We start from the raw sequence: 23,755 nt of genomic DNA, 5'->3' as shown, positions 1-23,755 counted from the left end.
AGTCCCCCTCACCCGGATCGCATCTGGCGATGCGCTCCGGCCTCTCCCGCACGCGGGGAGAGGCGAAGAAGCTACGCCTCGTCGTCCTTCTTCCGCAAGAGATCCGTCGCGAGATCCGACAGTTTGGGCGGCGGCAGCGCGGCGAACGGCAGCGGACGCGTGACGTCGATCGCCGCCAGGCCCAGCCGTGCCGTCAGCAATCCGTTCAGCACGCCTTCGCCGAGCCGCTGTGACAGCTTTGCCGCGATGCCGTGGCCGAGCATCTGCTGCACCAGGCTGTCGCTCGCGGCCATGCCGCCGGTGATGGCGAGGTGGGCGATGACGTGGCGGAGCAGTCGGATCATGCCGAGCGCGCCGGGGCGCCCGCCGTAGAGATAAGCGAGCTGGCGGATCAGGCGCAGCGCGGCGACGAACACGAACAGCACGTCGATCGCCGCGCGCGGGCTCACCGCGGTCACGATCGAAACCTTTTGCGCGGCTGACGACACCAGACGCCGCGCCTCCGCATCCAGCGGAGACATCAACTCGCGTTCGGCGAGCCGGATCATGTCGGCGCCGTCGATGATCTCGCCGGTGTGGCTCTCCAGCGTCGCGCGGGCGCGGGCGAGCTGCGGGTTCTGGTGCGCGATCTTGAGCAGATCCTGCACGATGACGCGGCTCTCCTTGCGGTCGTCGCTGGCGAGCACGGCGGCGGCGCGCGCATGCAACTGCTCGATCGTCGCCAGCCGCGCCAGACCGACTGCCTCGCGGCCGATCACCACCGCAAGCGCAAGCGCGGTGACGAGCGCGAAGGCGAGACCGACATAGCCGAGCGTTTCGCTGCGCGCGAACAGGTCCTCGATCAGATGCACCACGCCGAGCCCGGTGCCGAGCAGCGTCAGCCCGGCGAGGCCTGACCAGAACAGCGTACCCCAGGGAAAACCGCGGCGCGCCGGCAGCGCCGCTTGAACTGGGACCGGAAGCGCCAGGGGATCGGGCTCCGGCGTGATCTGGATGGTGGCGCGGCTGAGCCGGCTGGTCTCGTCGGCTTCGGTGACGACGACGCCGGGATCGTCGAGCCGGAACGTCGCCGGCCGCCGTGGCTTCGATCGGTCGTTCATGCGAGCTTGTCTCCGATCAGGAACTGCAAGGCACGGTCGAGGCGAATGTGAGGCAGCGTCGGCGGCTCGGAGCCTTCGCGGTCGAGTGTGGGCGGGCGGAAGCGCAGGAAACGAAAGTCGCTTGTCCCGGCGGTCTCGGTCGCAAGGCCGCGGAACGCGGCATTGCCGTTGAACAATGGCTCGGGATCCAGGGGCAGGTCGCCCGGAAAGGTCGCAACCTCCGTGTTGCCGTCGAAGAATTCGCCGCCAGCGCTCTCGCCCGCGGCCGGTGTTCCAAGGATCGACGGCAATTTGTCGCGGCCGCGCGCGACTTGAGCCTCTCTCGTGGCGCGCACCGCGGCGAGCGCCACCACGTCGATCGCCGCGCCGGTATTTTCCGCGCGCGCGACGGCACCCGAGACGGCGCGGCGCAATACGGCCTCGAGCCGGTCGTGGCTGGAATGGTGCAGATGGTCGGCCTTGGTCGCTGCAAACAGGATGCGATCGATGCGCGGACGGAACAGGCTGGAGAGGATCGTGCTGCGGCCGATGTTGAAGCAGTCGAGAATGCCGGCGAGGGCTGCTTCGAGATCGTGCAGCGCCTCGGGTCCGGAGTTGAACGCGGACAGTGCATCGGCCAGCACGATCTGGCGATCGAGCCGGGCAAAATGATCCCTGAAGAACGGCCGCACCACGACGTCCTTGTAGGCCTCGAAACGGCGCACCATCATCGCCCACAGCGATCCCTCCGGCGCCTGGCCGCCTGCGGGCACCTCGAGGGGCGCGAAGGTCAGTGCCGGGGAGCCTGCGAGATTGCCGGGCATCAGGAAGCGGCCGGGCGGCAACAGGCTCATCGCGAAGCGCTCGTCGCGGCAGGCGCGCAAATAATCGGTGAAGAGTTTTGCGGCCGTCAGCGTCGCCTGCTCGTCCTCGCGCGCGTCGGGCTTGAGCGTTGCCAGATGCGCGTGCCATTCGCCCGCAAGATGCGCGCGCGGCGCCTCGCGCGACAAGACCAGGCTCTCCGCCGACCATTGCTCGAAACTCTTCTGCAGCAGCGGCAGGTCGAGCAGCCACTCGCCGGGATAGTCCACGATGTCGAGTGTCAGCGTGCGGTCGGCGCCGTTCGGGCGCTGATAGTCGATGACGAGCCGGAGCTCGCTGATGTCGACGGTCGAGTTCGGCCAGCGTCGCTCCTCGATCAGCGCGCGCAGATGGCTCTCATAGGCAAACCGCGGCACGGCATCGTCGGGCTGCGGCGCCAGATGCGCCCGCGCGATCCGGCCCGAGGCGTAAGCGTCGAACACGGGAAACCGGCCGCCGCGGGTGAGGCCGTGGATCAGCGCGGTGATGAACACGGTCTTGCCGGCCCGCGACAGGCCGGTAACGCCTAACCGCACCGTCGGGTTGAAGAAGTGCTCGCCATAGTCGATCAGCGCCTGCGCGGACAAGCGCGCTTCTTCGACCATATCCTGGAAACTGAATGCCATATGAACGTTAGTGGATCGGGAGCGGCTGGACTGTGTGACCGATCACAAAAGTGGCAATTGCGTGAAGAAAATCAAGCTCCATACTTCCACCGTCTTTGTCGGAAAATCAGCCGTTTGAACGACGCGCCGATCCCGAAAGACCCATACAAGAGGACATTGCCTCATCTTGCGGATTGCCATGACCGTCTTCCAACTGAAAGAGTTCGCCTCCAGCTCCGTCCACGCCGCAGCCGACGTGATGGGCTGGAATTACGACCGCACCGAGCTGATCGCCGACGGAATCATCCACGCGATCGGCGTCCTCTCCGGCCTCATCGCCGCGACCGTGCTGGTGGTGCTGACGGCGATCTATGCCGATGCGACCGACATCGTCGGCGTCTCGATCTATGTCGCCGGCCTGCTCTCGATGCTGGTGCTGTCGGCGACCTATAATCTCTGGCCGGTGTCGCCGGCCAAATGGCTGCTGCGGCGGTTCGACCACTCCGCGATCTATCTGCTGATCGCGGCGACCTATACGCCGTTCATCCTCGAGGTGAAGGACAGCGGATTCGCGCTGGTGCTGCTCGCCGGCGTCTGGTGCGTCGCCATCCTCGGCATCGTGCTGAAGCTCTTCTATCCCGGCCGGTTCGACCGCGTCTCGGTCGGCATCTATCTCGCGATGGGCTGGAGCGGCGTGATGCTCTACGACGCCGTGGTCCGGGCGCTGCCCGCGCTGGTGCTGGGCTTCATCCTTGCGGGCGGGCTGCTCTACAGCTTTGGCGTGATCTTCCATGCCTGGCGGCGGCTGCGTTTCCAGAATGCGATCTGGCACGGCTTTGTGTTGGCCGGCGCGGCGTGCCATTATACCGCGGTGCTCGACCTCATGTTGAGCTGAGCAAGACCCAGGGGGTCTTCCAAGAAGCGGTATAAGACAAGAGGAGACGTCGCATGCAGGTGACCGGCAAGGTCGTGGTCGTCACGGGCGGCGCAAACGGCATCGGCAAGGCGCTGTGCGAGGCGTTTTACAATGCGGGCGCAGCCAAGGTCGTCGTCGCGGACATGGACGCCGCCAATGCGCGGGCGGTTGCGGCCATGGTGGATGGCGCGGCCTTCAAATGCGATGTCGCGCAGGAGAAAGACATCTCGCACGTCATCGAGGAGACCGAGCGGCAGTTCGGCCCCATCGCCCTGTTCTGCTCCAATGCCGGCATCGGCGGCGGCTTCGATCCGATGTCGGTCAATGCCGGCGGAGCCTCCGACGAGCCGTGGCAGCGCAGCTGGGCGATCCACGTCATGGCCCATGTCTATGCGGCGCGGCATCTGATCCCGCGCATGAAGGCGCGCGGCGGTGGCTATTTCCTCAACACGATCTCGGCCGCGGGCCTGCTGTCGCAGGTCGGCAGCCCCGCTTATTCCACCACCAAGCACGCCGCGGTCGGCTTTGCCGAGAATCTCGCGATCTCGCACAAGGCTGACAACATCAAGGTCTCGATCCTCTGCCCGCAGGGTGTCGACACCAACATGCTGCGCTCGATCCCGAAAGGCCCGCAATCCGGCGACGGCGATCTCACGCCCGAGCAGGTCGCGAAAGACGTGCTCGCCGGCCTCGAGCAGGAGACGTTCCTGATCCTGCCGCATCCGCAAGTGCTCGGCTATATGCGCAAGAAGACCGAGAATTATGATCGCTGGATCGGCGGCATGGCCAAGATCCAGGCCAGGATGCGGGAGGATTTCGGGAAGTGACCTTCAGGTCGGTGAGCTGACGTATACTCGCGCCAAAAGCTCGCTGTCGTCCCTGCGAAAGCAGGGACCCATAACCACAGGGAGAAGTTTGGCGAACACTGGTAGATGTTCTTGCGCGCGGTACTGACACCTGCGCTTTACGGATAAATCACGCGGTATGGGTCCCCGCGTTCGCAGGGACGACACCGGTGGTTAACGAGGCAACGTCTCCTCCCCCCGGCTCTGCCTGAGCGCCCGCGCATAGAGCATCATGCCCTCGCGCACCGTGCGCTGTTCCGCCGCCGTTAGCGCCGCCAGCGCGCCGCGCACCTGCTGCCGGCCGAACGCGTGCAGCCCCTCCAGCGTGCGCCGCCCCTTCGCGGTCAGCGACAATAGCTTGCTGCGTGCATCATTCTCATCCGGCGTCTCCCTGAGCTCGCCGCAATCGATCAGCTTGCGCACCAGGCGGCTGACGCTGGATTTCTCCAGCCGCAGGAAATCGCCGAGCTCGCCTGATGTCATCGGGCCGCGGATGCCGATCTCCAGGATCGTGTGCACGGCCGAGGGCGGATAGTCCGAGGCCGCCACCGTCGCATCCATGAAGCCGAGCTCGCGCACCATCAACCGCGAGGCGGCGCGAATGTCGTCGATGAGCGCAAGCTCGGCCATCCCTTGACTCCTCGCCTATAGTTGTATCATACAACTATAGGCGCAACGCGGCGCACGCAAGCGTTTTGGAGTGAGCCATGGGCGGAGCTTTGCCGACGGCGATGCGGATGAATGGCAAGGTCTGCCTCGTCACGGGCGGCGGCACCGGCATCGGCCGCGCCACAGCGTTGCGGATGGCATCCGAGGGCGCCGAGGCGATCATCGTGGCGGGCCGGCGCGAGGCCGAGATCGAGGCGACCGCCGCTTCGTGCCGCGAGCTCGGTGCGGAGGCGATCGCGCTCAAGACCGACATCACGCGCGAGGACGACGTCGCGCGCCTCGTCCGCACCGCCATCGAACGTTGCGGCCGGCTCGACGTCGCCTTCAACAATGCCGGCTTCCAGGAGCGCCGCGCGCCGCTGGAACAGCAGGGCACTGACATCTACGACAGCGTGTTCGACACCAATGTCCGCGCGCTGTTCCTGTGCCTGCGCCACCAACTGCCGGCGATGCTGGCGCAAGGGCGCGGCAGCATCGTCGTCAACGCTTCCGTCAGCGGCGTGCGCAATCCCAATCCCGGCTTCTCGCTCTATTCGGCCTCGAAGGCCGCCGCGATCTCGCTGACGCGCTCGGCCGCGCTGGAGAATGCCCCGCGCGGCATCCGCATCAATGCCATCGCGCCGGGCCGCGTCGTCACCGACATGATGCTGAGCGCCGGCGTCGGCGACATCGCAACGGTGAGTGCTGGCCTGCCGCTGCGGCGGATGGGGAGCCCGGAGGAGGTGGCGGAGGCCGTGGTGTGGCTGTCGTCGGATGCGTCGTCGTATGTGGTCGGCCATGTGCTGGCGGCGGACGGGGGATTTCTGGCGTCGTAGTTGTCGGCGGTGGTGCGGCAAACTCGATGTCGTCCCGGCCTTCGCCGGGACGACAACTCAATGCTTCTGCCCGTAGAGCACCGGCACCGCCGAATCCACGACGACCTCGACCAGGCTCGTCCCCTCGAACGCCATCCCGCGCTTCAGCGCCTTGCCGAGCTCAGCCGCCTTCGTCACCCGCACCGCGTGACATCCCATGCCTTCGGCGAGCCGGACGAAATCGATCCCCGGCAGCTCCAACCCCGGCACGTTGCGCACCTGCATGACCTGGCTGAATGAGCGCATCGCGCCGTAGCCGGAATTGTTGATGACGACGATGGTCAGCGGCAGCTTGCGCTGCGCGGCGGTCCACAGCGCCTGGATCGAGTACATCGCCGAGCCGTCGCCGATCAGGCAGACCGTGCGGCTGTTCGGCTTGCCGAGCGCCATGCCGACGGCGGCGGGCAGGGAATAGCCGAGGCCGCCGCTCGCCATGGTGTAAAAACTATCCTGGCCGCGCATCGGCATGAACTTCTGCATCGCCGGCCGGTGCGAGGGCACTTCCTCGACGACTGACGCACCATCCGGCATCGCCTGCGACAGCGAATGCAGCAGGAATTCGACCGGCAGCGGATCGGCGGCTTGCGGCGCCGGCGGCAGTGTGCGGCCGTTCGGCGTGGCGCGCTTGCTCTCCGGCAGCAGGTCGAGCAGCGTGCTCAGTGCCGGCTTCATGGTGGCGATGATGCTGGTGCCGACGGGCGTCACAGCCGCCGCATCCGGGTCATCCGTGATCTGAAAGATCGTCGCGCTACCATCGAAGATCGCGGCATGGCCCTCGACATGGAAGGTGAACACGGGCGCACCGATCACGACGATGAGATCATGCTCACGCAGTGCGTCGGAGAGTTGCGCCGGCGAGGCATGCAGGAAGCCGGCGAATTGCGGATGCCGCTCGGGGAACGAGCAGCGTGCCGAGAACGGGCTGACCCAGACGCTGGCCTTCGCCTTCTCGGCGACGCCCACCATCAGGTCTACCGCGCCGGCGCGGTCGACGCCGGGGCCGACGACGAGGGCAGGGTGCCTTGCGGAGCCGAGCGCGGCGACCAGTGCCTTCATCGGCTCAAGCTCGGGGCCGATTTCCCGGCTGACCTTGCGCGCCTCGGACGGCGCGCAGGCATGCGCCCAGTCGTCGATCGGGATCGACACGAAGGTCGGCCCGCACGGCGGCTGCATCGCGGTGTAATAAGCGCGCGCGATCGCAGCCGGCACGTCCTCGGGCCGCGCCGGCTCGACGCTGTATTTCACGTAAGGCCGCGGAAACTCCGACGCGCGCTCGGCATAGAGGAAGGCCTGCAAGGGCAGGATCGAGCGCGCCTGCTGGCCCGCGGTAATCACCAGCGGGGTCTGGTTGCGATGCGCGGTGTAGATGTTGCCGAGCGCGTTGCCGACGCCGGCGGCCGAATGCAGATTGACGAAGCCGGCATTGCGGGTCGCTTGCGCGTAACCGTCGGCCATGCCGACGGCGGAGGCTTCCTGCAGCGCCAGCACGTAGTCGATGTCATCGGGCCAGTCGCTCAGGAACGGCAGCTCGGTTGAACCAGGATTGCCGAACACTTTTGTGATGCCGAACGAGCGCAGCAGGTCGAGCGTCGCCTGCTTGACGGTGACGGACTTGCTTTTTGTCGCGGCGGGCTTGCGGGACGACATCGGACGGCTCCCCTGATCTTCTTGTGTTCCGTCGCCGTGCCGAGCATGAGCGACGATTTGTCCGCCTTGGCCTTTGAGCACAGGCAAAAGCAACCTACCTCTCGGTGGATTGCTTGGCGAAGTCAAGATGAGGCTGCGTGTGATGCTGGGGCGCTAGCGCGTGGCGCCCTTGACCAGTGGGCACTTGCTCTCCGAGAGCGGCCACGCGGTCTGTTCCGATGGAATCGGACGCACGATCTCCAGATAGTCCCAGGGATATTTCGACTCCGAAGGCTTCTTGACGCGGGCCAGATACATCGTGCGTGTCACGCGGCCGTCTTCGCGCAGCGTCGCGCCCTGCGAAAAGATGTCGTCGATCGGGATCGCGCGCATGGCGGCGGCGACCCGCTCGGCGTCGTCGGTGCCGGCCTGGGTGACAGCCTTCAGATAGTGCCGCACCGCGCCGTACACGCCGGCATGCAGCATCGACGGCGGCGCGCCGGTCTTCACCATGAACTCCCTGGACCAGGCGCGCGTCGCCTCGTTCATGTCCCAGTACGATGCCGTCGTCAGATACGTGCCCTGTGCGGCTTCCAGGCCCAGGGTGTGGATGTCCTGCAAGAACAGGATCATCGCCGCAAGACTTTGCCCGCCCTTCACGATCCCGTACTCGTTGGCCTGCTTCATCGCATTGATGGTGTCGTTACCGGCATTGGCAATGCCGATGACCTTGGCGCCGGAAGACTGCGCGGTGAGCAGGAACGAGGAGAAATCCGGCGTGTTGAGCGGATGGCGGACGGCGCCCAGCACTTTGCCGCCGGCCGCCGCGATCACGTCGCTGGCGTCTTTCTGCAACTGCTGGCCGAAGGCATAATCGGCGGCGAGGAAGAACCACGTCGTACCGCCGGCCTCGACGACTGCCGAGGCCGTTCCGTGCGAGACCGCGTAGGTGTCGTAGGTCCAGTGCACGCCGAACGGCGAGCACTGCTCGTTGGTTAGTGCCGTCGTGCCCGCGCCGGAATAGAGCACGATCTTCTTCTTTTCGCGTGCGAGGCCCTGGATCGCGAGCGCGACACCGGAATTCGGTACGTCGACGATCGCATCCACGCCCTCGACATCGAACCACTGGCGGGCAATTCCGGTGCCGATGTCGGGCTTGTGCTGATGATCGGCTGAGATCACCTGAACCGGCTTGCCGAGCACGGTGCCGCCGAACTCGCGAACCGCCATCTCGGCGGCGACAAGCGAACCCTTGCCGGTGACATTAGCGGTTACACCAGCCATATCGGTCAGGACGCCGATCTTGACGACGCCACCCGAGACTTCCGCCTGTGCCGCAATCGGAACGATCAGCGCGATCAGGGCCGCGCCGAGCAGGTTCGATCTCATCTTCATCTCCTCCTGATCTTCTCGTGCCTTGTCGGGTCAGCAGCCGGCCGCATCGAGCCAATCGAGGACCAGCGCGGCGAGATCATCGCTGTTGTCCTCGATCATCATCATGTGGCCGTTGCCGGTGATGCCGCGATCCGGCAGCCAGATGAAGTCGGCATCGAGATAGGCCGCGGTCGCAGCGTCCACCTCGCGTGGATGACGCGGATCGAGCTCGCCGGTGACGATCAGGATGCGATGGTTGCCGAGTCTGTTGAGATCGCCGACGCGGAGGCCGCGTCCGCCGATGTTGAAGCGCTCGTTCAGGATACGCGGGCTTTCGGGCACGATGGACGCGAAATAGTGCTTGAACGCATGTTGCGGAAATCGCGATGTGTTCGCCCAGGAAGAAGCGGCGAATTCGGCGTTCAGCCAGACGGGCCGATCCTCGGCGGCATGCACCGGCCGACCGACGCTGGCGTCGTCGCGTAGCGCTGCAAGCGCGGCCGGATCGTCGGGCAGATCCTTCAGCAAATCGGCGGGCGGGCCCGGCGCGATGCCGACGACGGCGCGGACCAGATCGGGCCGTCGCTCGGTCATCCACCATGCCATCGGCCCGCTCGCGGAATGCACCAGCAATACGGCGGGGCCGATCTCCTCCAGCAGTGCGAGCAACGAGTTGGCGACGTCGGCGCTGCCAAGCGTCGGAAAATCCGCCCGCTGTGGCGAGCGGCCATGGCCGGGCCAATCAGGCACGAACACATGGCGGCCGGTACCTGCGAATCGTGGCGCCCAGCCCGGCCGCAGATCAGGCGTCGCCATGTAGCAGGCGCCGGTGTGCGCAGCGCCATGTACCATCACGACGGGCGTCCGCTCGGTTCCGCCCTCGGGCGGTCGGACGTGATCGACATAGATCGGATGCACCTCAGTCCCTGCGTAGAAGCACGATGGCCCCTGCGCGCGCAGCAAATGCCTCCGTCGCGCGGACGCGACGGGTCCCGCCTTGTTCACAGCCGGCGATCTCCCAGAGTTCTGTTCTATTCCGCTGCGATGTTAGGATGAGATCAATCCGAAAGGCAATGAGAAAGTCACATATGAGACGATCTAGCAAAGACGCGACCCGGCCCAATTCAGGGGAAAGCGCCGACCGCGCCAGGGACGTGCTCGGCGGCACCGAAGTCAGGATCGCCTACAAGATGGGTTACGTCCTGAATTTCTACCGTGAGCCGTCGTTTCGGAAGATCGAGATGGAGCTCGGCATCACACGTCCGGAGATCGTCACGCTCATCTTCCTGAGTTTTCGCGAGGGCGTGACCGCCAGCGAGATCTGCGAGTTTTCCGGTCATCTCAAGGCCAATATCAGCCGCGGGATCATTGCGCTGGAAAAGAAGAAGCTGTTGCGTCGCGACGTCGACAAGAACGACAATCGCCGCCAGCGTCTGTATCTGACGCCAGCCGGACGCACGCTCTATGCCAGATACATCCCCACCTTGCGCGAGCGCGAACGGGCGATGCTGTCATGCCTCAGCGTGTCCGAACGCAAGGTGTTCGAAGGTCTGCTCGACAAGCTGGCCGAGCATGTCCCGCAGTGGACGGCGCTCGATGAACTGTGAAGGGCGCGCTCCTGGCGGCGTCATGCCGGGGGGCGCGAGGCGAACCCGGAATCTCGCGATTCCCCGGTGCGCAATTTGCGCACCTGAGGTCCGATCCTGCGGACCGCCCCGGAACGACGGGACGTCCCTCACCAAACCGCCGTGCCCTTCATCGTCGGCTGCCCTTCCGCATTCGCGGTCCACAGCTCCATGCCATCAGTGGTCTCGTTGGCGTTGACCGAGAACTCCGTGCCCTCGAACAGCGGCTGCAGGCCGCGATAGGTGAACTTCTTCGGCGCCTCGCCGCCGTGCAGCTTCGCGGCCAGCTCGATGATCAGCGCCGCCTGCAGCGGGCCGTGGAAGATCAGGCCCGGATAGCCCTCGACCTTGGTGACGTAGTCGCGGTCGTAATGGATGCGGTGACCGTTGAAGGTCAGCGCGGAATAGCGAAACAGCAGCACGGGGTCGGAGACATGGGTCTCGCGGTGCTGCGCCTTCGGCGGCGGAGGCGGGGCCTTGGCGCCAGCCGGCGCGCTGCTCGTCATCTCGCGATAGACGATGTCCTGCCGCTCGCGAATGGCGACGCCGCGCGGCGAGGAGATGCTGTGCTCGACCGAGACGAAGCACAGCGTGCCGGTCGAGCCCGTCTTGACCTGCACGTCGGCGATGCGCGAGGTCCGAGTCGATTCATCGCCGACCTGCAGCGGCTGCAGGAACTCGATCTCGCCGCCGGCCCACATCCGGCGTGGCAGCGGCACCGGCGGCAGGAAGCCGCCGCGGGTGGGATGGCCGTCGGGCCCCAGCATCGACATCGGGAACACCGGCTGCGCCAGGCACCAATGCACCGTGAACGGCGCGGCGTCGCCTCTCCTGGGCTCGCCGACCTCCTGGAACAGCGTCGCGCGCAGGCCCATCACGAGCTGCGCGGTGACGATGTCGGTGGCCTCCGTGCTGCGGCCGATCCATTGCCGCAAGTGATCGATGTCGAGCTTCTCGGTCATGACGCCTCGCTCTTCTTACGTCTTGGACTTTGGGTTTTCGCCGATGGCGGGCACAGCGCCGTAAGCGCGCGTTTCGCCGACGACGATCGGCGCCGGCGCGGGATAGCTGACGCGTCCCTGCGGCGTGTCGACCTCGATGCGGCGCAGATGCGGGTGGTTGGTGAGGTCGGCCATGGTGTTGACCTCGGCAAAGGCGATATCGGCATCCGACAGCCGCTTGAGCAGCTCGTCGCGCGTCATCTTGCCGAAGATATCCGCCACCGTCGTATCGGTGAAGTCGCGGTTGCGCACGCGCTCGACCATGTTGGCGACGCGGGGATCGGCGGGCAGATCGGGTTGATCCAGCACCTTCGCGCAAAGCGTCCTCCACTCGCGCTCGCTCTGGATCGAGATCAGGATGTCCTTGCCGTCCTTCGACGTGAACACGCCATAGGGCGCGATCGAGGGATGCCGCAGCCCCATGCGCTTGGGCGGATTGCCGGCTTCGGAGTTGAGCAGCGGCACGGTGCACCAGTCCGCCATCACGTCGAACATGGAGATGCGGATGTCACAGCCCTTGCCGGTACGCCCGCGCCCGATCAGCGCCTCCAGGATCGCCGCATGCGCGGTCGCGCCGGTCGCGACGTCCACGATCGACATGCCGACGCGCGAGGCGCCATCAGGGTTGCCGGTGATCGAGGCCAGGCCGCTCTCGGCCTGGATCAACAGATCATAGGCCTTGCGATGCGCGTAGGGACCTTCGTCGCCATAGCCGGTGATCGTGCAGGAAATCAGCTTCGGATAGTCCTTCAGCAGCCGCTCGCGCGAAAAACCGAGCTTGTCCATCGAGCCCGGCTTGAGGTTCTGGATCAGCACGTCGGCGCTGGCGATCAGCTTCTCCAGCTCGGCGCAGCCTTCTTTCGTTGCGAGATCCACCACCGCCGATTGCTTGCCGCGGTTGAGCCAGACGAAATAGCTGCTCTGGCCCTTGGCCGCCGCGTCATAGCCGCGGGCGAAGTCGCCTTCGGGCCGCTCGATCTTGATCACCTCCGCGCCGGCATCCGCCAGGCGCGAGGAGCAGAACGGCGCCGCCACCGCCTGCTCGACCGCAATCACCCTGATCCCGTCCAATGCTCCCATGATGACGGCCTCAGTACGAGCGCGGCATGCCGAGCACATGCTCGGCAACGAAGGAGAGCACGAGGTTGGTCGAGATCGGCGCCACCTGATAGAGCCGCGTCTCGCGGAATTTGCGCTCGACGTCGTATTCCTCGGCGAAGCCGAAGCCGCCATGGGTCTGGATGCAGGCGTTCGCCGCCTCCCAGGACGCATCCGCCGCCAGCATCTTGGCCATGTTGGCCTCCGCGCCGCAGTCGAGCCCGGCCTCGTATTTGCGCGTGGCTTCCTTCACCATCAGTTCGGCCGCGCGCATCGAGGCATAGGCCTTGGCGATCGGGAACTGGATGCCCTGGTTCTGGCCGATCGGCCGGCCGAACACGCTGCGCTCCTTGGCGTAGTTCGTCGCCTTGGCGATGAACCACTTTGCGTCGCCGACGCATTCGGCCGCGATCAGGATACGCTCGGCGTTCATGCCGGAGAGGATGTAGCGAAAGCCCTTGCCTTCCTCGCCGATCAGATTCTCCGCCGGCACCTTCATGTCGGTAAAGAACACTTCGGTGGTGGCGTGGTTCATCATGGTGCGGATCGGGCGGATCTCGAGGCCGTTGTTCTTGGCCTCGCGCATGTCGACGATGAACACCGACAGGCCGTCCGTGCGCTTCTTGGCCTGCTCCTTCGGCGTGGTGCGCGCCAGCAGAACCATCAAATCGGAATGCTCGGCGCGGCTGGTCCAGATCTTCTGGCCGTTGACGATGTAGCTGTCGTTGCCGTCCTTGCGCGCGAAGGTTTTCAGCGAGGAGGTGTCGGTGCCGCTGGTCGGCTCGGTGACGCCGAAGGCCTGCAGGCGCAATTCGCCGCTGGCGATCTTCGGCAGATATTTTGCTTTTTGCTCGGCGTTGCCGTGTCGCAGCACGGTGCCCATCGTGTACATCTGGGCGTGGCAGCCGCCGCCGTTGCAGCCCGCGCGCTGGATTTCTTCGAGGATCGCGGCCGCCGCGGACAGCTTCAGCCCCGCACCGCCATATTCCTCGGGGATCAGCACCGAGAGATAGCCGGCCGCTGTCAGCGCGTCGACGAACGCCTTGGGATAGGCCATCTCGCGATCGAGCTTGCGCCAATATTCGCCGGGGAACTGGGCGCAGAGCTTTGCGACGGCTTCACGGATGTCGGCGTAATCTTCGGTGTGGTGTTCTTCACTCATGGCGTTTCCAGTTCTTAGCGGCAGTTAAGATAACGCCGGCCGATCCTCAGGCGTTGTGAAAACAACGCCAACCCCCTATGCTCATTTGTTATAGCGTATGGAGTAGCCTTCCAGGATTGGCAAGCATGGATTTCCGGCAGCTCAGGACCTTCAGTTGCGTGGCGGAGCTCGGCAGTCTGAGCAAGGCCTCCGACACGCTGCGCGTGGCGCAGCCGGCGCTTTCCAGGCAAATCAAGCTGCTGGAACACGAGCTGCGCACGGAGCTTTTCACGCGCAACGGCCGCGGCATGGTGCTCACAGAGGCCGGGCGCCTGCTGCTGGCGCGCACCTCGGGCATCGTGCGTCAGATCGACCAGATCCGCGACGATATCCAGTCGTCCCAGGGGCCGCCGTCCGGCCAGGTCGTGCTTGGCCTGGTTCCAACCGTGAGCTGCGTGCTGTCGGCGCGCTTTGCGCGGCGCTGCGTCGAAAAATTTCCCGGCATTTCGCTGCGCATCGTCGAGAGCTACAGCGGCCATCTGGTCGAATGGCTGCATCGCGGCGAGATGGATCTCGCCATCCTCTATGGCCGCTCGGCCGATCTGCATCTCAACGTGGAGAGCCTGGGGCGCGACAACATCGTCGCGGTCGGCCCGCGCGGCTGCGGCCTCGCGCGCAAGAAGAGCGTCGACATCGGCTGGCTGCTGCGGCAACGGCTGGTGCTGCCCTCTCACTCGCACGGCCTCCGTGCGCTGATCGAGCACGCGGCCGCCCAGCGCAAGATCAAGCTCGACGTCCAGCTCGAGGCGGATTCGTTCCGCGTGCTGACCAGCCTGGTCGAGGAGGGGCTCGGCTTCGCGCTGCTGCCGCCGTCGTCGGTCCACGGCGAGGTCGCGGACGGGCGGCTGGAAACCGCTGTCGTCTCCAAGCCGATGACGCGCGAGCTCATTTTCGCTTCTCCGATCGACCGCCCGGTCTCGACGGCCTCGCTCGCCGTCACGGCGCTTCTGCGCGAGGAAGTCGCCGCCTGCCGCAAGGAAGGCGTGTGGGATATCAAATTGAGTTAGATGCGGCTCGTGTCGTAGAACAGCCGCGCGCCGCCCGGCCATCGCATCTGGCGCGAGCTGTCATGCCGAAATTTTATAGCTGGGCTGGAACGCCAACATACCGCCCTCGTGCCCCGGACGCAGCGCAGCACGCCCGGCGATGCGAAGCATCGTCCGGTGTGTGATGCGCTGCAGAGCCGGGGCCCATGTTGCAGCGAGGCCGTTGCTTGCTGGGTCCCGGCTCTGCGCCGCACCGCTACGCGCTGCGGTGCGTCCGGGACACGAGCGAAGAAGACGCTTCGCTCGCAATGACGGAGGTTAGAGCCTACCCCGGAATCCTCACCGGCAGCGTCTCGTACCCCTTGATGAAGCTCGAATAGATCCGCTTGGGCTCGCCGACCACCTCGATGCGGTCGAAGCGCTTCAGCATCTCTTCCCAGACGATGCGCAGCTGCAGCTCGGCGAGGCGCATGCCGACGCAGCGGTGGATACCGAAGCCGAAGGAGAGGTGGGTGCGCGGGCGCGGACGGTCGATGATGAAGTCGTTCGGCTTGTCGAACATCTCCTCGTCGCGGTTGCCGGAGACGTACCACATCACCACGCGGTCGCCCTTCCTGATGTGCTTGCCGCCGATCTCGGTGTCTTGCAAGGCGGTGCGGCGCATATGCGCCAGCGGCGTCTGCCAGCGGATCACCTCGGGCACCATGGAGTCGATCAGCTCCGGATTGGCGCGCAGCTTGTCGTATTGCTCCGGGTTCTCGCTCAGCGCCAGCACCGAGCCGGTCATGGTGTTGCGCGTGGTGTCGTTGCCCCCGACGATGAGCAGGATGATGTTGCCCATGAGGTTGTCGGGGTCCATGTGGCGCGTGGCATCGTTGTGCGCCATCAGCGACAGCAGATCGTTCCGCGGTGCGGAGTTGACGCGCTCGTTCCACAGCTTTGACATGTAGGCGTAGCACTCGTCCATCTCGCGGCGGCGCTCTTCGGCGGAGGCGACGATGCCGCTCTTGGGCAGCGCGGTCGAAACGTCCGACCAGCGCGTCAGCTTGCGCCGCTCCTCCCAGGGGAAGTCGAACAGGGTCGCGAGCATCTGCGTCGTCAGCTCGATCGAGACGCGCTCGACGAAGTTGAAGGTCTCGTTGCGCGGCAGATTGTCGAGCACGGTCTGCGAGCGCTGCCGGATCAGCTTTGCCAGCTCGTCCAGATGTGTCGGCGTGAACATCGGCGACACCGTCTTGCGCTGCGACGAATGCCTGGGCTGGTCCATCGCGATGAAGCTCGGATAGTCGTAGCCTTCCGGCACGTCGCGGATCGAGATGCCGCCGAGCGTGGAATCCGAGGAAAAGATGCCGTGATTGGTGTCGACATGCATGATGTCGTTGTATTTCACCACCGACCAGTACGGCTCGATCGGCGCGTTGGTGCAGTAATGCACCGGCTCTTCCTTGCGCAGCCGCTCGAACCACGGCCACAGCGTGTCGTCCTGGAACAGCCTGGGCGCGCCGGGGTGGAATTGCGCCAACGGCGTCGCATAGGCCTCCTCGCGGGCCCTGCGCATGCGTTCGGCCTTGTCCACTTTAACCGGCGCTTGGATGTTCATCGTGGTGGCTCCAGTTGGTTCTTCCTTCACCTCGCCCCGCTTGCGGGGAGAGGTCGGATCGCATCGTTAGATGCGATCCGGGTGAGGGGGACTCTCTGCGATTCGGCTGTCGCCGTCTTCGGGGAGAGAGCCCCTCACCCCTCCCTCTCCCCGTAAGAACGGAGGGAGGGTTTTTCGTCTCACGCCGCAATCTTCACCGGCAGTTCTTCCAGACCCTTCACGAAACTCGAATAGACCCGCTTGGGTTCGCCGACCACGTCGATATGATCGAACCGCTTCAGGATCTCTTCCCAGATGATCTTGAGCTGGAGTTCGGCAAGCCTGAGGCCGACGCAGCGGTGGATGCCGAAGCCGAACGACAGATGCGTGCGCGGGCGGGCGCGGTCAATGATGAATTCGTAGGGCTTCTCGATCGCCTCCTCGTCGCGGTTGCCCGAGACGTACCACATCACGACCTTGTCACCTTTCTTGATCCCTTTGCCCCGGAACTCGAAGTCGGCGAGCGCCGTGCGCCGCATATGCGCCAGCGGCGTCTGCCAGCGGATCACTTCGGGCACGAAGCTGTCGAGCAGAGCGGGATTTTCGCGCAGCTTGCGATACTGCTCGGGATGCTGGCTCAGCGCGTGGAGCGAGCCCGACATGGTGTTGCGCGTGGTGTCGTTGCCGCCGACGATCAAAAGCACGAGATTGCCGAGGAAGTTCTTGGCGTCCATGTCGCGGGTCGCGGCGCCATGCGCCATCATCGACAACAGGTCGCTCTTCGGCGGCTGCGCGATGCGCTCCTTCCACAGCCGCGCGAAATAGCCGGCGCATTCGGTCAGCTCGGCCTGCCGCTCGTCCTCGGTGGCAACGAGGCCGTCAGGCCCGGGAATGGTGGTGGCGATGTCGGACCAGCGCGTCAGCTTGCGGCGGTCCTCCCAGGGGAAATCGAACAGCACCGCCAGCATCTGCGTCGTCAGCTCGATCGAGACGCGATCGACCCAGTCGAACACCTCGCCGCGGGGCAGATTGTCGAGGCACTCGGCCGAGCGCTTGCGGATGTTGAGGGCGAGATTGTCCAGATGCGTCGGCGTGAACATCGGCGCCACGGTCTTGCGCTGCGCGGCGTGGCGCGGCGGGTCCATCGAGATGAAGCTCTCGCGGCGCAGGTCCGGATCGATGTCGCGGATGGTGATGCCGCCGAGGGAGGAGGCCGAGGAGAACACCGAATGGTTGGTCTCGATCTCCATGATGTCGTTGTAGCGCGTCACCGACCAGTACGGGCCGAACATCGAGTCCTTGCAGTAGTGCACGGGATCTTCGCGGCGCAGCCGATCGAAATACGGCCAGAACGTATCAGTCCTGAACAATTCCGGATCGCCCGGATCGAATTGCTCCAGCGGCAGTGTCGTGGCGCGCTCGCGAAGGGCGTCGAGCTTGGCCGCGCTCTCGATGGTCCCATGCATGACCGTTCTCCCTGGCATGTACCGCGCGTTCTCGTTGAATTCTGCGCTGCGGTATTTGATGTGCAATTACAGCCGGTTATCTGCGCCGGAGCAAGGGAGAGTTTTGTCACATCCAACCTTTGCGAGAGGGTGGATGTGAAGCCCGAATGGAGCCACCGGGTTGGCGCAAAGCGCCGCCCGATGACAGGCTCCGCGTCATCCGGGGCCGGCGTCGCTTGGGGCACGATCCCGGATTACGCTGACGGGATCTCGACAGCGTGACCCTCCGCACACCGTTTGTCGTGAAAACGTGCCAGAAACCGACTGGAATCAAGGTAAATCGAACCCCGCCATCTTGGGGGCCGACCAACCTGTGATCTATAGTTTGACCCGATCAAGACCGCATCCCGAGGTTGCCGCCGTGAACGACATGCAATGGACCCCCATCGGCTCCGAGCCCTTACCGCCGCCGCTGCCGCCCACGCGGGTCGATTTCAGCGGTGACCGCTCCGAGTTCCGCAAAATGGTCACCAAGGGTGCCATGCTGGAGCTGGTCACCTTCGGCTTCTACCGGTTCTGGCTCGTCACCGACATCCGTCGTCATCTGTGGGCGAACACCGCGATCGACGGCGATGCCGCCGAATATACCGGCCGCGCCAAGGAGCTGCTGGTCGGCTTCCTGTTCGCGCTCGCGATCCTGGTGCCGATCTACCTCGCCTACTTCCTGATCGGCATCGAGTTCGAGCGCTGGCAGGGGTTTGCCTCGACGCCGCTGTTCATCGGCTTCTACGCCTTCGGCCAGTTCGCGATTTTTCGCGCGCGACGTTACCGGTTGACGCGCACCGTTTGGCGCGGCGTCCGCTTCTGGATGGACGGCTCGGGCTGGGCCTATTCGTTCCGCGCCATGGCGTGGGGCTTGCTCGTGTTCCTGACGCTCGGCCTGGCGCTGCCCTGGCGCGAGGCCGCGCTCGAACGCTACAAGATGCAGCACACCCATTACGGCGATCTCCGCGGCGATTTTGAGGGCAACGGCTGGACCTTCTTCAAGCGCGGTTGGTGGCTGTGGCTGCTCAGCCCGATCGCGCTGGTGATCTTCCCGCTTGCGCCGTTCTTCTATGCGGAATTCAAGGCGCGCGAGTGGCGCTGGTGGCTCGACGGCATCCGCATCGGCGGCGTCAGCCTGTCCTCGGACCTGCCGCACGATGCCTTCTACGGCCTGTACTGGAAGGTGATCGGCTGGTGGACGCTGCTCTCGATGGTGTTCTCCGCCTATCTCGGCGGCAGCGCCTTAGCGGTCGTCCAGCTGAGCGGCGTTCCGGCCGATCAGGTGTTCGGCTCCGACAATGCCGCCAGGAGCATCCCGATGGTGGTGATGATGGTGATCGGCTATCTCGCGCTGGCGCTTGCGATCAACATCGTCATGCGGGTCTATCTTCAGCGTGATCTCTGGGCCAAGGTGCTGGAGACCGTCAAGGTGCACGACATCGGCGCGGCGTCGGATGTGCAGGGGCGCGGCGTACTTGCCAGCGCGCTCGGCGAAGGTTTTGCCGACGGGCTCGATGTCGCGGGATTCTGAGCTGTGACTGACGTATTTGCCGAGGCGCCGGCGCAGGCCGCCAAGCCGACCATCTTCTTCGACGGCACGTCGAGCCGCCGGCGGCAGGTGACGCTGACGTTCGCCGATGCGTTCGAGATCCTTGAGGAGGGCGGAACGCCGGTTCGCTGGTCCTATGCCGACATTCGCCGCGCCGACAGTCCGCCCGGGATATTGCGTCTGGCTTGCACCACGGCGCCGCCGCTGGCGCGGCTCGAGATCCGCGATGCCGTACTCGCGGCAGACGTGACCGTCCGCTGCCCCCATCTCGACGAGCACCGGACCTCGCGCCGCGGCGTCGCAAAAATCGTCGGCTGGTCGGTGGCCGCCACCGTCTCCATCGTCTGCGTCGTGCTGTTCGGCGTGCCGCTCGCCGCCGACCGCCTCGCGCCGCTGGTGCCGAAACCGATCGAGCGGCGCATCGGCGATGCCTCCGAAGTCCAGGTGAAGACCATCTTCGGCCGCAGCGTGTGCGAAGACCCCGCGGGCAAGGCCGCGTTCACAAAGCTGGTCAACCGCCTGCGCGATGCCGCCGGCCTCGACGACGATTCCATGACGGCGGGCGTGCTGCCGACCGCGGTGCCGAACGCGTTCGCGCTGCCCGGCGGCAAGGTCTACGTGCTGAGGGGCCTGCTCGACAAGGCGCAAAACCCCGACGAGCTCGCCGGCATCCTCGCCCACGAGCTCGGCCATCTCAAGCATTACGACAACATGCGCGGCCTGATCTACAACGGCGGCACGTCGTTCCTGATCGGCCTGTTGTTCGGCGACGTCACCGGCTCATCCGCCGTGATCTTTGCCTCGCGCACCGTCGTCGAAGCCTCCTATTCGCGCGAGGCCGAGACCGCCGCCGATACGTTCGCGATCGAGATCATGCACAAGCTCGGCCGTTCGCCGAAGCCCGCGGCCGAGCTGATGTTCCGCATCACCGGCAAGGAGGGCGGCTCCACGCTCACGTCGATCCTCGCCAGCCACCCGCTGACCGAGGACCGCCTCGCCCGCATGACCAGGGAAGATCGCCCGGCCAGCGGCCCGCCGCTGCTGACGGACAAGGAATGGCAGTCACTGAAGGGGATTTGCGGCAGCGGGAAGGTGTGAACTTCTCTTACCGCGTCCCGTAAGCGCGGTCGCCGGCGTCGCCGAGGCCCGGCAGGATGAACCCGTTCTCGTCGAGGCCCTCGTCCACCGCCGCGGTCCAGATCGGCACGTCCGGATGCAAGCCGCGCAGCCGTTCGAGGCCTTCCGGGGCGGCGATCAGGCAGGCGAGGCGGATGTCCCTGGCGCCGCGCTCCTTCAGGCGGTCGATGGCGGCGACAGCCGTGTTGGCGGTGGCGACCACCGGGGTCACCACGATCGCGAGGCGCTCGCCGAGGTCGGACGGCGATTTGAAGAAATACTCGACCGCCGCAAAGCTGTGCGGCTCGCGGTAGAGTCCGATATGGGCGACGCGCGCGGTCGGCACCAAATCCATCATGCCGTCGACGAAGGTGGTGCCGGCGCGCAGCATCGGCACGAACACCAGCTTCTTGCCGGCGATCTTGGCCGAATGCATCGTCGCCAGCGGCGTCTCGATGACGGCGTCAGCGAGCGGCAGGTCGCGCGTCACCTCGTAGCACAAGAGCATGCCGATCTCCTTGATCAGCTCGCGGAACGACTTTGTTGAAATCGATTTGTCCCGCACCAGCGTCAGCTTGTGCTGCACCAGCGGATGATCGACGATCGTGACGCCTTCCATGATGGGATGCTCCTGAAATTCATCAAGTGAATGTGTGAGCGGCAGCGAGGATTAGAAAACCGTGCCGTCGCTGATGACCTTGAGCGGGGGTGATCCATCGGGCCGGCGCGCAAACGCAATGGCGCGGCCGGCGGCCCAGGTGCCGCCTTCCAAGATGCTGGCGAGCGGCAGCGACTCCGGCGAGCGACCGAGCTTGGCGCGGATGCGCTCCGCAAGCTGATCGAGCAGCGCGACGGTGAGCGCGCGCCATTCCACGACGAGCAGCGAATCCACCGCATGTGCGCGCTCGGCATCGGCGGCATCGCGCAGGCGCAGCACCTCGTGATCGACGAACAGGCCGCCGTTGCGGTATTCGGCAAGCCCGGTCAGGCCGTCGATGTCGGTGACCTCGAAGCCTGCGCGCTGCAGCGGCTCGATCAGCGAATAGCTCAGCCATTGCGACAGCTTGTGAAGGGGCACGAGGCCTGCGGTCGCATCATCGGCCTTGATCGCCGGATGCCGCCAGCAATCGCCGAGCGGGACGCCTGCAAGCTCCAGCCGCGATGGCCAGATCGGTCCGAGCTGGTTCAGCACCGCCGACAGGATCGCGGGCGCGGCAATGGCGCCGCCCTTGGCCTGCGCCGCGATGTGGTCGAACAGGCCGCCCGGCCGCGGCGTGTCGATCCGTCCAAAAATCTCGGGATGGCTCGCGACCTGCTTGCCCAGTCGCCGCAGCAGATCCACCCGTCCTTCGAGGCCAAGCAGCGGATTGGCACCGCTGGCCTGAAACGCTGAGGTGAGGGAGGCCAGGGGCAGTTGTGTCAGCACGTCCGCATCTGCCCTTAACGCCTCGCGCGCATCGCCCGAGAAAAGACCATTCGCAAACATGTCGAGGCTCGCAATCGCAAGGCCCTCGGAGCGCCCGATGGCTTCGCCCGTCACCGCGTCGCGATAGCGCCACGCAGCGCCGGCACCGGCATCGAGCAGGACGGAGACGATCGCGAGGTCGAACTCGGCCCGCGCCCGCGCCGCGCGATCCGGCCATAATGCAGCGTCGGCAAGCCGCGCCCAGCGGTCGACGCCGCCGAGCACGAAGTGACGCCAGCGCGCGTGGAAGGGCACGTCCAGCGTCGGATAGGCTTTTCGGGTGACCGCGATCACGGCGTCGGCAACGCCGTCCATGCGGTCGAGATCGATCGTGAAGTGGCTCAAGCCGCCGGCAAGGCCGATCTCCAGCATCTGCCCGGCCCGCGCGCGCACCGCATCTGCGCTGAGCAGCGAGCGTGCCTGCAATTCCAAAGCCTCCGCCATCGCGATCAGTATTTTTCCAGCGAGCGCCCGACCACGCCGTCCACGTCCTTCTCGGGCGCGATGTCGGTGGAGTAATAGCCGGCGGCCTTCTTCGCGGCGATCTCGACATGGGCATCGGCCGGAATCAGCTCCAGCGGGATCGGCACGCGCTCGACGATATCGATTCCTTGGGAGGTCAGCGCGTCGTGCTTCATGTCGCTCATCGACAGGAAGCGGTCGATGCGCTTCAAGCCCAGCCAGTGGATCGTGTCCGGCATCAGCTGCTGGAAGCGCGCGTCCTGCACGCCGGCGACGCATTCGGTGCGCTCGAAATAGGCGGCGGCCGCATCGCCGTCCTCCTGGCGCTTGCGCGCGTTGTAGACCAGGAATTTGGTGACCTCACCGAGCGCGCGGCCTTCCTTGCGATTGTAGACGACGAGCCCGAGCCCGCCCTCCTGCGCGCCGCGTGCGGATTCCTCGATGCCGTGGATCAGATAGGGCCGACAGGTGCAGATGTCGGAGCCGAACACGTCGGACCCGTTGCACTCGTCATGCACGCGGCAGATGATCTTGGTGCGATGGTCCGGCAGTTTCGTCACATCGCCGAACATGTAGACCGTGGTACCGCCGATCGGCGGCAGGAACACTTTCATGTCCGGCCGCGTGACGAGCTCGGGGAACATGCCGGCGGTCTGCTCGAACAGCGTGCGGCGCAGCTCGGTCTCACCGGTGCCGAAGCGCGCCGCAAGGCCGGGCAGGTGCCAGACCGGATCGATCGCGATCTTCACCACGGAGACGCTGCCATTGGCATGCACGACCTCACCGTCGGCGCGTAAGCGTTTCGCAGCCAGCGCCTCGCGGATCTCCGGCAGGTCGAGCCGCGCCCGCGTCACCGCGATGCTCGGGCGGATGTCGGAGCCTTCTGCGATCTCCTTGCCGAAATTCTCCGCGACCAGATGCCCCCAGGGATCGAGCGCGACGATCTTGGCGGGATCGCGCCATTGCTCGAACGGACCGATGGTTGCAGCCGGAAAGGTGTTGGTGAGGTCGGGCCTCCGAATCGGATCGAGCGCGCCGGCGGACACTGCGAGCGCGCGGTACATCGCATAGGACCCGCCATGGCTGCCGATCACGTTGCGATCCCCGGCGCGCGAGACCGTGCCGATGATCGGTCCGCGGGCGCGCGCGTCAGGGGCGCCCCAGTGGATCGGGAAGGCGGACTTCCGGCCCGGCTCCGGATGGGAGGTCAGGCGGATGTGGTCGGTACGGTTCGCGCGGCTCATGACCAAACTCCCAAAAAGCCAACGGCCCGCCGCTCGGACGGGCCTGGCTCGGTCGCGTTGCCGACGCGGAACATCGGCGACGCAAGCTCAATCCAACATATTGTAGCGGC

At 65.7% G+C, this 23,755-nt stretch carries 21 protein-coding genes; 7 read left to right on the top strand and 14 right to left on the bottom strand.

Annotated features, from left to right (window positions below):
• Nucleotides 1–71 precede the first annotated feature (71 nt).
• Together XI04_RS31410 and XI04_RS31405 are read right to left on the bottom strand one after the other, a co-directional pair.
• On the bottom strand, nt 72–1,100 hold the full coding sequence (locus tag XI04_RS31410; RefSeq protein WP_028140408.1) for a YcjF family protein: 1,029 nt from the start codon (nt 1,098–1,100) through the stop codon (nt 72–74).
• The gene (locus tag XI04_RS31405) at nt 1,097–2,566 is read right to left on the bottom strand and encodes a YcjX family protein (RefSeq protein ID WP_028140407.1); all 1,470 of its coding nucleotides are present in this window, start codon (nt 2,564–2,566) and stop codon (nt 1,097–1,099) included. The genes XI04_RS31410 and XI04_RS31405 overlap by 4 nt, the downstream gene beginning before the upstream one ends.
• A 178-nt stretch (nt 2,567–2,744) precedes the next feature.
• Here XI04_RS31405 and trhA point away from each other — a divergent pair, with 178 nt between their 5' ends.
• Both trhA and XI04_RS31395 read left to right on the top strand, forming a co-directional pair.
• Entirely contained in the window at nt 2,745–3,440 is a 696-nt protein-coding gene (gene trhA, locus XI04_RS31400) for a PAQR family membrane homeostasis protein TrhA (RefSeq protein ID WP_097668844.1), read from the top strand.
• 53 nt (nt 3,441–3,493) lie between these two features.
• Nucleotides 3,494–4,288: an SDR family oxidoreductase gene (locus XI04_RS31395; RefSeq protein WP_028140405.1), complete on the top strand. Its 795-nt coding sequence runs from the start codon at nt 3,494–3,496 to the stop codon at nt 4,286–4,288.
• 192 nt (nt 4,289–4,480) lie between these two features.
• Here the strand turns inward: XI04_RS31395 and XI04_RS31390 are convergent, their stop codons facing one another.
• Entirely contained in the window at nt 4,481–4,936 is a 456-nt protein-coding gene (locus XI04_RS31390; RefSeq protein WP_049801853.1) for a MarR family winged helix-turn-helix transcriptional regulator, read from the bottom strand.
• A 77-nt stretch (nt 4,937–5,013) separates the two neighbouring features.
• Here XI04_RS31390 and XI04_RS31385 point away from each other — a divergent pair, with 77 nt between their 5' ends.
• Nucleotides 5,014–5,790, top strand: coding sequence for an SDR family NAD(P)-dependent oxidoreductase (locus tag XI04_RS31385; protein WP_271609517.1), 777 nt, complete (start codon nt 5,014–5,016; stop codon nt 5,788–5,790).
• A 57-nt stretch (nt 5,791–5,847) separates the two neighbouring features.
• Here XI04_RS31385 and mdlC read toward each other — a convergent pair whose 3' ends face one another.
• From mdlC to XI04_RS31370, 3 genes are all read right to left on the bottom strand, one after another.
• On the bottom strand, nt 5,848–7,476 hold the full coding sequence (mdlC, locus tag XI04_RS31380) for a benzoylformate decarboxylase (RefSeq protein ID WP_212474875.1): 1,629 nt from the start codon (nt 7,474–7,476) through the stop codon (nt 5,848–5,850).
• A gap of 153 nt (nt 7,477–7,629) precedes the next feature.
• Nucleotides 7,630–8,844 carry an ABC transporter substrate-binding protein gene (locus XI04_RS31375; protein ID WP_271609516.1) on the bottom strand — a complete coding sequence of 405 codons (1,215 nt, stop codon included), beginning with the start codon at nt 8,842–8,844 and terminating at the stop codon, nt 7,630–7,632.
• Between the two features lie 36 nt (nt 8,845–8,880).
• Nucleotides 8,881–9,834: an alpha/beta fold hydrolase gene (locus tag XI04_RS31370; protein WP_271609515.1), complete on the bottom strand. Its 954-nt coding sequence runs from the start codon at nt 9,832–9,834 to the stop codon at nt 8,881–8,883.
• A gap of 83 nt (nt 9,835–9,917) precedes the next feature.
• On the opposite strand from XI04_RS31370, the gene XI04_RS31365 reads away from it, so the two are divergent.
• Nucleotides 9,918–10,436, top strand: coding sequence for a MarR family winged helix-turn-helix transcriptional regulator (locus tag XI04_RS31365; protein ID WP_240536470.1), 519 nt, complete (start codon nt 9,918–9,920; stop codon nt 10,434–10,436).
• Nucleotides 10,437–10,564: 128 nt separating this feature from the next.
• Here XI04_RS31365 and XI04_RS31360 read toward each other — a convergent pair whose 3' ends face one another.
• From XI04_RS31360 to XI04_RS31350, 3 genes are read right to left on the bottom strand one after another with little or no spacing between them, the layout of a single operon-like run.
• Nucleotides 10,565–11,416 carry an FAS1-like dehydratase domain-containing protein gene (locus tag XI04_RS31360; protein WP_152103524.1) on the bottom strand — a complete coding sequence of 284 codons (852 nt, stop codon included), beginning with the start codon at nt 11,414–11,416 and terminating at the stop codon, nt 10,565–10,567.
• Between the two features lie 15 nt (nt 11,417–11,431).
• On the bottom strand, nt 11,432–12,535 hold the full coding sequence (locus XI04_RS31355; RefSeq protein ID WP_038948231.1) for a CaiB/BaiF CoA transferase family protein: 1,104 nt from the start codon (nt 12,533–12,535) through the stop codon (nt 11,432–11,434).
• A gap of 10 nt (nt 12,536–12,545) precedes the next feature.
• The gene (locus XI04_RS31350; protein ID WP_018317224.1) at nt 12,546–13,715 is read right to left on the bottom strand and encodes an acyl-CoA dehydrogenase family protein; all 1,170 of its coding nucleotides are present in this window, start codon (nt 13,713–13,715) and stop codon (nt 12,546–12,548) included.
• A 125-nt stretch (nt 13,716–13,840) separates the two neighbouring features.
• On the opposite strand from XI04_RS31350, the gene XI04_RS31345 reads away from it, so the two are divergent.
• A complete protein-coding gene (locus tag XI04_RS31345; protein ID WP_028140398.1) occupies nt 13,841–14,761 on the top strand; it encodes a LysR substrate-binding domain-containing protein in 921 nt (306 codons plus the stop codon).
• 304 nt (nt 14,762–15,065) lie between these two features.
• Here XI04_RS31345 and XI04_RS31340 read toward each other — a convergent pair whose 3' ends face one another.
• Complete coding sequence (locus tag XI04_RS31340) at nt 15,066–16,340, bottom strand: cytochrome P450 (RefSeq protein WP_028140397.1); 1,275 nt, start codon at nt 16,338–16,340, stop codon at nt 15,066–15,068.
• A gap of 179 nt (nt 16,341–16,519) precedes the next feature.
• Nucleotides 16,520–17,785 carry a cytochrome P450 gene (locus XI04_RS31335; RefSeq protein ID WP_038972730.1) on the bottom strand — a complete coding sequence of 422 codons (1,266 nt, stop codon included), beginning with the start codon at nt 17,783–17,785 and terminating at the stop codon, nt 16,520–16,522.
• Between the two features lie 409 nt (nt 17,786–18,194).
• Between XI04_RS31335 and XI04_RS31330 the strand changes: the two genes are divergently transcribed.
• Both XI04_RS31330 and XI04_RS31325 read left to right on the top strand, forming a co-directional pair.
• On the top strand, nt 18,195–19,340 hold the full coding sequence (locus XI04_RS31330) for a YjgN family protein (protein ID WP_038948237.1): 1,146 nt from the start codon (nt 18,195–18,197) through the stop codon (nt 19,338–19,340).
• Between the two features lie 3 nt (nt 19,341–19,343).
• The gene (locus tag XI04_RS31325; protein WP_271609514.1) at nt 19,344–20,456 is read left to right on the top strand and encodes a M48 family metallopeptidase; all 1,113 of its coding nucleotides are present in this window, start codon (nt 19,344–19,346) and stop codon (nt 20,454–20,456) included.
• A gap of 7 nt (nt 20,457–20,463) precedes the next feature.
• Here XI04_RS31325 and upp read toward each other — a convergent pair whose 3' ends face one another.
• Genes upp through XI04_RS31310 form a run of 3 tightly spaced genes read right to left on the bottom strand, consistent with a single transcriptional unit; the run spans nt 20,464 to nt 23,645 of the window.
• The gene (gene upp, locus XI04_RS31320) at nt 20,464–21,093 is read right to left on the bottom strand and encodes a uracil phosphoribosyltransferase (RefSeq protein ID WP_271609513.1); all 630 of its coding nucleotides are present in this window, start codon (nt 21,091–21,093) and stop codon (nt 20,464–20,466) included.
• Nucleotides 21,094–21,144: 51 nt separating this feature from the next.
• Nucleotides 21,145–22,383 (bottom strand): URC4/urg3 family protein, encoded by a 1,239-nt coding sequence (locus XI04_RS31315; protein ID WP_271609512.1) that lies wholly within the window; start codon nt 22,381–22,383, stop codon nt 21,145–21,147.
• A gap of 5 nt (nt 22,384–22,388) precedes the next feature.
• A complete protein-coding gene (locus XI04_RS31310; protein ID WP_038972726.1) occupies nt 22,389–23,645 on the bottom strand; it encodes a GTP cyclohydrolase II in 1,257 nt (418 codons plus the stop codon).
• Between the last annotated feature and the right edge of the window lie 110 nt (nt 23,646–23,755).

The organism is Bradyrhizobium sp. CCBAU 11430 (assembly GCF_028128855.1).
Taxonomy (GTDB): Bacteria; Pseudomonadota; Alphaproteobacteria; order Rhizobiales; family Xanthobacteraceae; genus Bradyrhizobium; species Bradyrhizobium ottawaense.
Note: the sequence above shows the minus strand (reverse complement) of the source record. Positions and strands in the feature narration are given on the sequence as shown.

Coding starts and splice junctions, on each gene's coding strand:
- XI04_RS31410 (WP_028140408.1), bottom strand. CDS start 1,100: ATGAACGACCGATCGAAGCCACGGCGGCCGGCGACGTTCCGGCTCGAC.
- XI04_RS31405 (WP_028140407.1), bottom strand. CDS start 2,566: ATGGCATTCAGTTTCCAGGATATGGTCGAAGAAGCGCGCTTGTCCGCG.
- trhA (WP_097668844.1), top strand. CDS start 2,745: ATGACCGTCTTCCAACTGAAAGAGTTCGCCTCCAGCTCCGTCCACGCC.
- XI04_RS31395 (WP_028140405.1), top strand. CDS start 3,494: ATGCAGGTGACCGGCAAGGTCGTGGTCGTCACGGGCGGCGCAAACGGC.
- XI04_RS31390 (WP_049801853.1), bottom strand. CDS start 4,936: ATGGCCGAGCTTGCGCTCATCGACGACATTCGCGCCGCCTCGCGGTTG.
- XI04_RS31385 (WP_271609517.1), top strand. CDS start 5,014: ATGGGCGGAGCTTTGCCGACGGCGATGCGGATGAATGGCAAGGTCTGC.
- mdlC (WP_212474875.1), bottom strand. CDS start 7,476: ATGTCGTCCCGCAAGCCCGCCGCGACAAAAAGCAAGTCCGTCACCGTC.
- XI04_RS31375 (WP_271609516.1), bottom strand. CDS start 8,844: ATGAGATCGAACCTGCTCGGCGCGGCCCTGATCGCGCTGATCGTTCCG.
- XI04_RS31365 (WP_240536470.1), top strand. CDS start 9,918: ATGAGACGATCTAGCAAAGACGCGACCCGGCCCAATTCAGGGGAAAGC.
- XI04_RS31360 (WP_152103524.1), bottom strand. CDS start 11,416: ATGACCGAGAAGCTCGACATCGATCACTTGCGGCAATGGATCGGCCGC.
- XI04_RS31355 (WP_038948231.1), bottom strand. CDS start 12,535: ATGGGAGCATTGGACGGGATCAGGGTGATTGCGGTCGAGCAGGCGGTG.
- XI04_RS31350 (WP_018317224.1), bottom strand. CDS start 13,715: ATGAGTGAAGAACACCACACCGAAGATTACGCCGACATCCGTGAAGCC.
- XI04_RS31345 (WP_028140398.1), top strand. CDS start 13,841: ATGGATTTCCGGCAGCTCAGGACCTTCAGTTGCGTGGCGGAGCTCGGC.
- XI04_RS31340 (WP_028140397.1), bottom strand. CDS start 16,340: ATGAACATCCAAGCGCCGGTTAAAGTGGACAAGGCCGAACGCATGCGC.
- XI04_RS31335 (WP_038972730.1), bottom strand. CDS start 17,785: ATGCATGGGACCATCGAGAGCGCGGCCAAGCTCGACGCCCTTCGCGAG.
- XI04_RS31330 (WP_038948237.1), top strand. CDS start 18,195: ATGCAATGGACCCCCATCGGCTCCGAGCCCTTACCGCCGCCGCTGCCG.
- upp (WP_271609513.1), bottom strand. CDS start 21,093: ATGGAAGGCGTCACGATCGTCGATCATCCGCTGGTGCAGCACAAGCTG.
- XI04_RS31315 (WP_271609512.1), bottom strand. CDS start 22,383: ATGGCGGAGGCTTTGGAATTGCAGGCACGCTCGCTGCTCAGCGCAGAT.
- XI04_RS31310 (WP_038972726.1), bottom strand. CDS start 23,645: ATGAGCCGCGCGAACCGTACCGACCACATCCGCCTGACCTCCCATCCG.